The sequence below is a fragment of the Dactylosporangium siamense genome (assembly GCF_016862795.1).
Lineage (GTDB): Bacteria > Actinomycetota > Actinomycetes > Mycobacteriales > Micromonosporaceae > Dactylosporangium > Dactylosporangium siamense.
In genome coordinates this window covers 1-11,119 of sequence record NZ_BONQ01000005.1, presented here as the reverse complement: position 1 = coordinate 11,119, position 11,119 = coordinate 1, and the positions used below count along the sequence as shown (strand labels likewise).

Genomic DNA, 11,119 nt, shown 5'->3' with positions numbered 1-11,119 from the left:
CCCGTCGCCTGGCTCGGTGATCGGAGTCGTTGGTTGGTTGTCGGGGTGGTTGGCGGTTCGTGATCGGAGTCGTTGGTTGGTCGTCGGGGTGGCCGTTTGGCGCCTTGGATCACGGAGCTGGTGGCCAGCGCGGCGGACCGGTCTGGTCTGCGTCGGCAATGCGTCCGCCGGCGCTCGCACCGCTCCGCGCCAGCTCCGTGATCGAAGTCGTGCACGGGCTGTGTGGACAGCTGCGTGGACAGCCGGCCACCGACTTCGATCACCGGGGAGATCCACTCCCAGCGCAGAACAGGCGGGCGAACGAGGCTGTTCCGGACATCGGCAGCGCCGGATCGCGCGGCGGGCACACGGCGTCGTTGCCGGATTCCCACAACCCGAAGGTTCCCGGCATCTGACCCCGGAGATCGTTCAGATTGTCACGCCAACCTGCCTGGCAAGACCTTTCACAGATCGAAGTCGCCGACTGGCGGCCGCGTGGCCGGCAGCTGTGATCGGAGTCGTTGGTTGGCCGTCGGGGTGGCTGGCAGCCGTGATCGAAGTCGGCGAGTGGTCGTAGGCGACCATTCCACTCCGTGGATCACGGCGGTTGGTGGCGGGCGCGGTGGGCCGGGTTGAGCTGCGTCGGCAACGCGTCCATCGGAGCTCGCAGCACCCCGCGCCGGCCCGGTGAGCGGGAGCGGCGGGCGGCCGTGGCGGTGTGGGTACGGGGCGCATCGGGGTTCACGTACGCTGCCCGCATGGACGGGTTTCCGCGGTTTGACGTGCCCGGGCGGGTGGCTCTGGTGACCGGGGCCGCGCGGGGGCTCGGCCGCGCCATCGCCCTCACCCTCGCCCACGCCGGTGCCGACGTCGCGCTCGGGCTGCGGGACGTGGCGGCGGATGCCGGCCTGGCCGCGGAGGTCACGGCGCTCGGCCGGCGGGTGTTGCCGCTGCAGATGGACGTCACCGACGTCGGGCAGGTCCGCGCCGCCGTCGACGCGGTCGTGGAGCACTTCGGCCGGCTCGACATCCTGGTCAACAATGCCGGCATCGCTCCGGAGAACCTTGCCGAGGACGTGGTCGAGGAGGACTTCGACCAGACCCTCGCGGTCAATCTCAAGGGCACGTTCTTCGCCAGCCAGGCCGCCGGGCGGGTGATGATCCGGCAGGGGTACGGGCGGATCGTCAACATCGGCTCGCAGGCCGGTGCCGTGGCGCTGCCGGGTGAGGCGGTGTACTGCATGACGAAGGCCGCCATCGCGCACCTGACCCGTTGCCTGGCTGTCGAGTGGGGAGGGCACGGGATCACGGTGAACGCGGTGGCGCCGACGTTCGTGCACACGCCGGGGACCGAGGCGTACCTCGCCGATCCCGAGCACCGCCGCGACGTGGTCGAGCGGATCGCCGCGCTGCACCGCATCGGCGAGCCGGTCGAGGTCGCGGGCGCGGTGCTGTTCCTGGTGTCGCCCGCCGCGTCCCTCATCACCGGCGAGACGCTGCTCATCGACGGCGGCTGGACCGCCCGCTAGGCAGGAACGCCACGGCGGGTGATGCGCCAGGCCCGGATGGCCACCCACGGCACCACGAAGAACGGGGTGAACAGGAGCAGGTAGATGGCGGCGGCGCCGTGGCTCACGGCGAGGGTGTAGCCGTCGGCGCGGAGCAGGTTCAGGCCGGCGTCGCCTTCCACGGTCGCGATGGACGCCCAGACGACGAGCAGGATCCACCCGGGTGCCAGGGCGGCGGCGAACGCGGCGATCCCTCGGTACCACCGCGGCAGGAAGGGAATCGCGAGCAGCAGCGCGGCCAGTCCGGCCATGACGATAGGCCACAGCAGCATGGTGCCGCCGAGCCTCAGCGCCGGGACCGTCACCCACTCCACGGTGCCGTCGCGCAGCGCCCAGTACTCGCCGCCGATAGGCGCGCTGGCGCTCAGCAGCGTGAGTCCTGCGGTCACGGTGACCAGCACCAGCACCTCGCTGGGCCCGGCGACGACGAGCACGACCGTCAGCGTCAGCAGCGCGGCGCCGAGCACGCCGAGGACCCAGCCGAACCGCGCGTCGGCGCCGACGACGGTGTCGGAGTAGATGCCGTCGGTGGGTTTCGCCGCCGGGAGGTGCCGCTCGGCCAGGTGCCGGTCGAACCGGTCGATCTTCAGCTTCAGGGCGGTCAGCAGGCCGATCAGCAGGGCCGCGACCAGCAGCGCCGGCGGGCCGGCCACCCAGCGCAGGGTGATCGGCGACTTCAGCAGCGCGCCGATGAGGGTGATCAGCAGCCCGCCGAGGATCAGGTACGCGATCCAGTACACCGGCGTTTCCAGGCCGTGCAGGGTGAAGAGGGTCGCCGTGTCGCTGCCGGGGTGGCCGATGACGTAGTCGGTGCGCCCGCCGATGAACAGCAGCACGGTCCCGATGAGCGTGAGCATGATGAGCCCCCACGTCGGCCGGGACGGCCCGGCGGCGCCGTCGCGACCAGCGAAACGTCGGCGGAGCGCGAACAGCAGGCCCAGCGCGGCCAGGACCCCGGCCAGCGTCAGGACGGCCACGACAGTGATCTCCGCCGATGACGGCGCCAACTCCTCCACGGGTGCCCTCCGAGTCGACTCCGGGTCGACCGCCGAGAGTAGAGGAATCCGATCGGAAATGGTGCCCCGCTAGGCGGCCACCTGCAGGGCGACCCGGCCCGCACGTGTCTTCTTCGCCGCGTACATGGCCGCGTCCGCGTGTGCGATGAGTGTGTCCGCGTCGATGGTGCCCGGGCGGCCCCAGCTGACCCCGATGCTGGCGCGCGGGAGGATCCGCAGCGCGTCGAGGTGCAGCGCCGCGCCGTCGGCGGCGACCGCGGTGGCCAGGGTCTCCCCGATCCGCCGGGCCTGCGGCAGGCCGGCGACGTCGCGGCAGACGACGACGAACTCGTCGCCGCCGAAGCGGCCGACCACGTCGCCGTCGCGGACGGCGGCGCGCAGCAGGGACCCGACGTGGGCGAGGAGGCGGTCGCCGGCGGCGTGGCCGTAGCGGTCGTTGACCTCCTTGAACTCGTTGAGGTCGACGAAGACGACGGCGACGCCGCGATGCGTGGACAACGCGGAATCCAAAACGGACAACGCGGAGTCCACAGCGGACAACGAGGAGTCCACAGCGGTCAGGGCCGGCGCGGACAACCAGGAGTCCAGAGCGGTCAGGGTCGCGGCACGGCTGCGGCAGCCGGTGAGCGCGTCGTACGTGGCCTGCCGGTGCAGTTCCTCGCGCATCCGGACCGCGTCGGTGACGTCGGTGAGGCAGATGATGGCGCCGGTGACCTGGCCGTCCGGGGCGGCGAGGGCACGGACCTTCGCGTCGACCCGGCGCAGGCCGGTGTCCGGGTGGCGGAAGCCGTACTCCAGGTCGACATCAGCCCCGTCGCGGAGCACCCCGTCGAGCGCGGCGGTGACGGTGGGCAGGTCGCTCGGGAGGACGCCGCCGGCGAGTCGCTGTCCGTCCAGCAGGTCGCCCTCAACCGTGCCGATGGTCCGGGCGACGCGGGCGTTCTGATACACGATGCGGCGGTCGGCGTCGATCTGCACGATGCTCATCGGCAGCGCCTCGGTGAGCCGGCGCAGCAGTTGCTCGCTGGCGCGCAGCGCCTCCTCGGCGGCCATCTCGTCGGTGATGTCGAGCATCTCGCCGAGGACGTGCGGGTGGTCCGGGGCGCCGAGGAAGCTGTGGTTCGTGATCTCGAACCAGATGGCGCGGCCGTCGCGGTGCAGGTGCCGCAGCCGCACCCGGCGGGCCTCCCCGGACGGCACGGTGAGCAGGTCCATCCAGCTGGAGATGGCCCGCTGGTGGTCGTCGGGGTGGACCAGGTCGATGGCGCGGCGGCCGACGAGCTCCTCGGCGGTCCAGCCGAGCAGCCTCACGATGCCGGGGTCGGCGTCGGTGATCACCGCCGTCTGGTCCTTGCGCACGGTGACGAGCCGTGGCCGGACCGCGTCGACGCCGAGCGCCTCGGGTTGGCCCTCGAGTCCGGTGATGCAGCAGGTGTACAGGCCGAAGCGGTGGGTCGTGTCGATGAGGTGCATCCGGGCGGTCGCGCCCGGCGCCGCCCGCGGGTGGAACAGGCAGCTGCCCACGCCGTCGGCGATGGCCCGGTGCCAGGCGTCCACGACGGCCGGCTGGTCGTCGCCGGCGACGAGCCCGAGCGCCGACGTCGGCCCTTCGATTGGGCGCAGGCCGCTGCGCCGCAGCTCCTCCGGCAGGGGCGCGAACAGCCCCTGGACGGTGACCGCGCTGACGAACGCGTCGGGATGCTCCGCCAGCAGGGCGGCAAGCAGCGCGTCACGGTCCATCGTCGATCCGGCCATGCCAGCGTCATCGGCCGGGCCCCGGCGGGCTGAAGCCCTTCCGATGTGACGAGACCGCTATTGCGACTGCAGCTCGTACTCGTCGCGAGCGGCCATGATGTGCTCGATGTTGGTCTCCGCCCAGGCCTTCAGCGCGCCGAGGACCGGGGCGAGGGACAGGCCGAGCGGGGTCAGCTCGTAGTCGACGCGGACCGGGACGGCGGCGGTGACGGTGCGCTTGACGAGGCCGTCGCGCTCCAGGGCCCGCAGGGTCTGGGTCAGCATCTTCTGGCTGGCACCGGCGATGCGCCGCCGCAGCTCGCTGTGCCGGCGCGGGCCGTCGGCGAGGGCGTTGACCAGCAGGCCGGCCCACTTGTCGGCGATCGTCTCGAACACCTCGCGGGTCGGGCAGGCGGCCATGTAGGCGTCGTAGAGGACCTTCGCCTCGTTGCGCTGCTGCTCGGCTGACTTCGGCATGACGTTCCCCCCGGCTCCCTAGGGCACTTTCAGGTGCCTGGTTTCGAAGAGTACCTGCCTCGGTAAGGCTGTTTCCCGTCAGAGAACGTTCGGCAAGGGGGAATTGTCATGCGAGTGGTCGAGGTGCAGGGGTACGGCGGGGTCGACCAGCTGCGGGTCGTGGACCGGCCGGAGCCGTCGCCGGAGCCCGGCAGGGTGCGGGTGCGGGTCGCCGCCGCCGCGGTCAACCCGGTCGACACGGCGACCCGGGCCGGTTGGACGGCGGCGCTGGCGCCGGACCTGACCGGCCAGTTCGTGCTCGGGTGGGACTTCGCCGGGGTCACCGACGACGGGCAGGCGGTCGCCGGCTTCGTGCCGTGGTTCGAGCAGGGCGGCAGCGTCGGCACGTACACGTCGGTGCTGCTGGCCGACCCGGCCTGGTTCGCGCCGCTGCCGGAGCAGGTGGACCCCGTCACGGCGGCGACGCTGCCGTTGAACGCGGTCACCGCGGTGCAGGCGCTGCGGCTCGCCGGGCTCACCGTAGGACAGTCACTGCTCGTCACGGGGGCGAGCGGCGGCGTCGGTGGGTTCGCGGTGCAGCAGGCGGTCGCGGCCGGGCTGGAGGTGACCGCGGTCGCGTCGACCAGGGACGAGGCGTACGTGGCCGGTCTCGGCGCGAAGACGGTGCTGTCGCGCACCGACACGCCGGCGGCCGGGTCGTTCGACGGGGTGCTCAACGCCGCGTCCGTGCCGGAGGCGATCGCCGCGGTGCGCGACGGCGGCGTGTTCGTGGCGGTGACCGACTTCTCCGCCCCGGCGGCGGAGCGCGGTGTGCGGGTCGACACCGTCCACGTGACGCCCGATCGGCAGCAGCTCGCCGAGGTGCTCGGCGCGGGCCTGATCACCCGGGTCGCGGGGACCCTGCCCCTGGCGGAGGCCGCGGAGGCACACCGGCGGCTGGAGGCCGGCGGCCTACGCGGCAAGCTGGTGCTGACTGTCTGATATCGCCAGATCCGGCGCGGGCCGGCCGAAGTGGTACCCCTGGACGAAGCGGTAACCCAGCCGGTACAGCTCCTCGGCCTGCGCCGCGGTCTCCACACCTTCGGCGATCGCGGTCAGCTCCAGGTGGTTGCTCACGTCGATCAGGGCCCGGGCGATGACGGCCTGCCTGCTGGGGGTACCCACGTGATCGATGAACGACTTGTCGACCTTGAGGATGTCCACCGGCGCCGTCTGCAGCAGGCCGAGCGACGAGTGCCCGGTGCCGAAGTCGTCCAGCGCGATGCGCACCCCGAGGGCCTTGATCGCGCGCAGCGTGCCGAGCGCGGTGTCACTGTCGAAGACCGCGGTCTCGGTGACCTCGATGACCAGGCACCGCGGCGGCAGCCCCGTGTCGGCGAGCACCGCGGCGACGGTGCCGGCGAAGTCCGGCTCCGACAGCTGCCGGGCCGAGGCGTTCACGCTGACCCGCTGCGGCGCCCGCTCGCCCAGGGTGGCCCGCCACGACGCCATCCGGGTGCACGACTCGCGCAGGATCCAGGCGCCGAGCTCGACGATCAGCCCGTTGTGCTCGGCGACCGGGATGAAGTCGACGGGGTTCACCAGCCCGCGCAGCGGGTGCTGCCAGCGCACCAGGGCCTCCACGGCCACCGTCTCGCCGTCGGGCAGGGCGACGATCGGCTGGTACACCATGAAGAACTGCGACTCGTCCAGTCCCGTGCGCAGGTCGGCGCCGAGCTCCGCGTGCTCCGTGGCCTTGGCGTCGAGGCCGGCGTCGTAGTGCAGCTGCCGGCCGCCGGTGACCTTCGCCGCGTACATCGCGACGTCGGCCCGTCGCAGCGGCTCGAACGGGTCGGCGGTGTCCCGGCAGTCCGCGACGCCGATGCTGGCCCGCACCAGCAGCCGGTGCGGCCCTGCGATGAAGGGCTGCTCGAGCGCCGCCGCGAACACGCTCACGTCGCCGTCCTGCACCAGCAGCGCGAACTCGTCGCCGCCGAGCCGGGCCACGACGTCGCCGGGCCGGGCCACGGCCCGCAGCCGCTCGGCGACGGCGACGAGCAGCCGGTCGCCGACGCCGTGCCCGAGCCGGTCGTTGATGGCCTTGAAGTCGTCGAGGTCGATCAGCGCCACCGTCGTCGGCGAGCCCAGCGTCGCGCGGATGCGCAGCTCCAGCTCACGCCGGTTGGCCAGGCCGGTCAGGTCGTCGCGCACGGCGAGCCGCCGGACCTGCCGCACGAGGCCGGCCATGCGCACCCCGACGAGCAGGAACAGCACCACGGCGCAGGCGCCGACCGGCAGCCAGTCGATGTCGCGGGGCCGGGTGACGCCCTGCACGAGCAGCACCCCCGGCGCCAGCAGCGCCGAGCTCGCCAGTGCCAGCAGCCGCACCCAGCCGAACCGCAGCCCGTCCTCGGCGGTGTCCGCCTTCTTGGCGGTGTTCCTGGAGGAGGGGTGCAGCGCGGCGGCGGCCCACAACACGTAGGACAGCAGCCAGCCGGCGTCGAACAGCCCGCCGTCATAGGAGGTGGTCGCCGTGAGCACCGAATACGCGACGTCGGCACAGGTGAGCACGCTGAACGAGGCGGCGAGCAGCCGGACGCCGGTGTCGCGCACGGCGCCGGACACGAACAGCCGGGCGAGCATGGCCAGCAGCAGCACGTCGAACGCCGGGTACGCGAGCGCGACGACCCGCGCACCGACCCCGACGCTGCCGTCGTGCGCGATCGGCTGCATCACGAACGTCCACAGCACCAGCCCGACGCCGGTCGCCACGATCGAGGCGTCCAGCACCGCGGCGCGGCTGCGCCCGGCCCGCTGCCGCACCAGCCCGAAGACGCCGGCGGCGAGCAGCGGGTACGCGCCGAGGTACATGGCGTCGGCCACCGACGGGAACGGGTCCTCGTGCAGGCCGTGCACGTAGTAGCTGTACACGGCGTCGCCGCCGACCCACAGCAGCACGCCGGCCGCGAACAGCCACCAGGTCAGCCTGCGCCGGGCCGCGCTGAGCATCACCAGTGCGGCGGAGGCGCCGAGCCCGTCGTAGACGAGGCTGGCGGCGAGGGAACCGCTCGGCAGCGTGAAATAGCCGACGGTCGCCAGCAGGCCGGCGACCGTCCACCACATCCACAACCGCTCTGTTCCCCGCACCTGTGCACCATCGGCGGTCGCGGCGCGGGTATGAGGGTGGGTCAGCTCACGTTCTGCGCGACTTCCGTCAGCGCGCCGTCGATCTGTGCCCGCAGCTGCGCCCGCGGCCGCGCCCCGACCACCTGCGACACCAGCTCCCCGCCCCGGAACAGGCTGAGCGTCGGCATCGACATCACCCCGTACGCCCGAACCGTCTCGGGATTCTCATCCGAATCAAGCTTCACAATCCTGGCCCGCCCCTCGTACTCCACGGCGAGCTCCTCCAGCACCGGCGACAGCCGATGGCACGGCGGGCACCACTCGGCCCAGAAGTCCACCAGCACCGGCAGCTCACTGCCCAGCACCTCGTCGGCGAACGTGGCATCGGTGACGTTCAGCATGCTCAACCCAGCTCCTTCACGATCGTGGCCCGGATCCGCCGCAGCCGCACGATGTAGTCGTCGATCTCGGCGAGCCGGCGGGTGAGCACCTCGACCGACGCCGGACACTCGGCGCCTGAGCTGTGCCCCTCACGGATGCACTCCACGAACGGCCGGGTGTCCTCGAGGTTGAACCCGATCTCCAGCAACGCGCGGATCTCCCGCACCAGCCGCAGGTCCTCCTCGTCGTAGTCCCGGTATCCGTTCGAGCTCCGCCGGGCACTGAGCAACCCCTGCTGCTCGTAGTAGCGCAGCGCGCGGGCACTCGTCCCGGCCTGCTCCGCCAGCTCCCCGATCCGCATACGACCAACCGTAAACCTTGACAGTGATGTCAACGCCAGCCCTGAACCCACCCCGTGACCGAGGTCGCCCAGCCCGCTGCTCCGCCTCGCCACCGCCGATCCTTCGACCGCGCTCCTCCGGCCAATCCCTCCCCACCACCGTGACGGCCCTCCCCATCCTTCGATCACACCCGCTCTGGCCTCTCCTCTCGACCCCTCCGATCGCCCGTCCTAACCGCCGTGAAAGCCCTCCCCATCCCTCCGATCACAACTTCAGGCCACGCACTCCCTCCACGCCGCCGTGACGGCCGTCCTCATCCCTCCGATCACGAGCGCGGCGCTGAGACGATGTCGATGCGGCTGCGGTGCGAGGCGGCGAGCCGGGTCAGGTAGGCGCGCTCGACCGATCTGACGAACGCCGCCGGCTCTTCGCGAATCTGCTGTGGCGAGAAGTGCAGCACCAGCGCACCGGCCTCGGCGAGCTGGCGGTGCCGTCGCATGGTGCGTTCCCAGCCCTCCGGCGACAGGTGATACTCCCGCGAGTCGACCTCCACCGCCAGATCAGCCTCGGCGACCCACCCGTCCGGCGTCGGCAGGACCACACCCGCCGGTCCGATCAGGCGGGGATTCCACACCAGCCCCGGCAGCACCGCGGACCCGGCGAGCAGCGCCCGCGCGTCGCCCTCGGCCACCGACCTGACGCCGGCGATCACCTCGTCGATCGCCAGACGCAGCACCGCGGTCCCGGCCCTCGGCGCGGCTCGCAGCTCGCGGACCAGGTCCTCAACGGTGCAATGCCCGACCTGCACCGCTTCGGCAACCCAGGCGCGAACCCGGCGCCGGTCCACGGCCGCTCGGGCCGCCTCGACCACCGACCGCTCCGGCGAAGCGACGCGGAACGTGCCGACACGCCGGGCGAACGGGTCAGGCCGCTTCGTTCGGTGCACGCGCACAAAACCCGTCGACGGCACCCTCCGACCGCACGGCACGACGATCCGGACACAGCGCTCATCCGGTGCACTGCGGAACCCGTGCACCGTCATCGCCACGGCACCCGTGAGGCGCGCGTCAGGACCGCCGTAGAGCAGCGCCGCGATCAGCTGCTGCTCGCGGTGCAGGTCACCGGTGAACATCGCGAAGACGCCCGGGAGCACGACCTTCCACCGCTTGGTGTGCAGCCTCCACCGCAGGCATGACCGGGTCATGCCGGCCGCTGCGACCTGCGCACGGGAGACAAGCCCCTGCTGCACCTTGTCCAACTGTTCGAACCCACCGTCCCCCACCACCACGACGCTGCCGCACCCCCGCGCGGATCGAAACCCCGAACCGCTCCCTGTGGACAACGCTCCTGTGATCGCAGGCCCAAATCGGCCGTCCCACCCCGATCACCGAACCGGCGCGAGCACCAACGCCCGCACGACCAACGCAGCCAGGACGGCCCACCACACCGGCCACCAGCCACCGTGATCCAAGGAGCAGAACGGTCGCCCCCACAACCACCCGCCGACTCCCGATCACGCCTGCCAGCCACACCGGCGACCGTGTGGCGACTTCGATCACGGGCCTGGACGCCCGGACGATCCTCTGGCGACTTCGATCGCGGGCGTCGGGCACTCCGGTGGCCGTTGGCGACCTCGATCACCGGGCTGGTGCGGGGTGGTGTGAGGACGTTGGATGAGCTGCCGACGTAGGTCGGACTGGGCCTCGCGCTGGCCGCCAGTTGCCGTGATCCAAGGAGCGGAGTGGTCGTCCACGCGACCACCCGACGCCTTCGATCACGGGCGTCGGCCACCCCGACGACCGCCAGGCGACTTCGATCACGGGGTTGGCGGTACCGGCGGGTCGGCGGTGGTCCGGGCTCCCGGCTGTCGCCGACTTCAAAGACTTCGGACAAATCACTCGAATCGCGACCCTGACCGCACTCGCGCCACGGGCTTACGATCTTGGTCGCTTGATCGAAGGTGTCGGGTGGTCGCGGGGGCGACCACAGCTCTCCTTCGATCACGAGCGTAGGCGGAAGATTGCTGTTTCAACGCTGGTACCCCCCCGGTCCACCGATTGATGGTCTTCGTCCTCAGTGTGTGATCGGTGTTGGAGCGCCGAACGATGCCCTCGACGGCGCTGAATCACGTCCGGATCGGCTGCTTTGCCTGCTTCTGCTGGGCCGGGAGTGGGATCAGCGGGGTGGTGCGCGGACGACGTGAGTGGCATCGGGCGAGCCGCTACGGTGGACAACGACGCAGACCGCCGCGCTGAAGGGGCTTTCCCATGGCTATGACGGCAGACCTGTCGTGAGGCCCGCAACCGTGCGCCGAGGTGCGGCCGGCCCGCGAATGGGCTGGGAACACCACACCGCACTCCCGGCCGAAGGCCGCGGCGGGCGGAGCGGGTGGTCACGATGATCATTCCGGCGCGGTTCAACGGGCCGCCCGGGTCCGGCAACGGCGGGTACACGGCCGGCCTGGTCGCAGGCCATCTCACCACAGCTGGCCACCTCACCACAGCAGGCCACCTCACCA

General features: G+C 71.8%; 9 protein-coding genes. 2 read left to right on the top strand and 7 right to left on the bottom strand.

Going from position 1 to position 11,119, the window contains the following annotated elements:
• Positions 1-737 precede the first annotated feature (737 nt).
• On the top strand, positions 738-1,508 hold the full coding sequence (locus Dsi01nite_RS01235; RefSeq protein ID WP_203844096.1) for an SDR family NAD(P)-dependent oxidoreductase: 771 nt from the start codon (positions 738-740) through the stop codon (positions 1,506-1,508).
• Here the strand turns inward: Dsi01nite_RS01235 and Dsi01nite_RS01230 are convergent.
• From Dsi01nite_RS01230 to Dsi01nite_RS01220, 3 genes are all read right to left on the bottom strand, one after another.
• Positions 1,505-2,563: a hypothetical protein gene (locus Dsi01nite_RS01230; protein WP_203844095.1), complete on the bottom strand. Its 1,059-nt coding sequence runs from the start codon at positions 2,561-2,563 to the stop codon at positions 1,505-1,507. The genes Dsi01nite_RS01235 and Dsi01nite_RS01230 overlap by 4 nt on opposite strands.
• A 69-nt stretch (positions 2,564-2,632) precedes the next feature.
• A complete protein-coding gene (locus tag Dsi01nite_RS01225) occupies positions 2,633-4,318 on the bottom strand; it encodes a sensor domain-containing diguanylate cyclase (RefSeq protein WP_203844094.1) in 1,686 nt (561 codons plus the stop codon).
• Positions 4,319-4,375: 57 nt separating this feature from the next.
• A complete protein-coding gene (locus tag Dsi01nite_RS01220) occupies positions 4,376-4,774 on the bottom strand; it encodes a winged helix-turn-helix transcriptional regulator (RefSeq protein WP_203844093.1) in 399 nt (132 codons plus the stop codon).
• 108 nt (positions 4,775-4,882) lie between these two features.
• On the opposite strand from Dsi01nite_RS01220, the gene Dsi01nite_RS01215 reads away from it, so the two are divergent.
• Positions 4,883-5,755, top strand: a complete 873-nt coding sequence (locus tag Dsi01nite_RS01215; RefSeq protein ID WP_203844092.1) for an NADP-dependent oxidoreductase — start codon at positions 4,883-4,885, stop codon at positions 5,753-5,755.
• On the opposite strand, the gene Dsi01nite_RS01210 is transcribed toward Dsi01nite_RS01215, so the two are convergent.
• The 4 genes from Dsi01nite_RS01210 to Dsi01nite_RS01195 all read right to left on the bottom strand — a co-directional run bounded on the left by Dsi01nite_RS01210 (position 5,726) and on the right by Dsi01nite_RS01195 (position 9,883).
• Positions 5,726-7,900, bottom strand: a complete 2,175-nt coding sequence (locus Dsi01nite_RS01210) for a putative bifunctional diguanylate cyclase/phosphodiesterase (RefSeq protein WP_308441999.1) — start codon at positions 7,898-7,900, stop codon at positions 5,726-5,728. The genes Dsi01nite_RS01215 and Dsi01nite_RS01210 overlap by 30 nt on opposite strands.
• 41 nt (positions 7,901-7,941) lie before the next feature.
• Positions 7,942-8,280 (bottom strand): thioredoxin, encoded by a 339-nt coding sequence (trxA, locus tag Dsi01nite_RS01205; RefSeq protein ID WP_203844091.1) that lies wholly within the window; start codon positions 8,278-8,280, stop codon positions 7,942-7,944.
• Between the two features lie 2 nt (positions 8,281-8,282).
• Positions 8,283-8,621: a MerR family transcriptional regulator gene (locus Dsi01nite_RS01200; RefSeq protein WP_203844090.1), complete on the bottom strand. Its 339-nt coding sequence runs from the start codon at positions 8,619-8,621 to the stop codon at positions 8,283-8,285.
• Between the two features lie 305 nt (positions 8,622-8,926).
• Positions 8,927-9,883, bottom strand: coding sequence for a putative endonuclease domain-containing protein (locus Dsi01nite_RS01195; protein WP_203844089.1), 957 nt, complete (start codon positions 9,881-9,883; stop codon positions 8,927-8,929).
• Positions 9,884-11,119 lie beyond the last annotated feature (1,236 nt).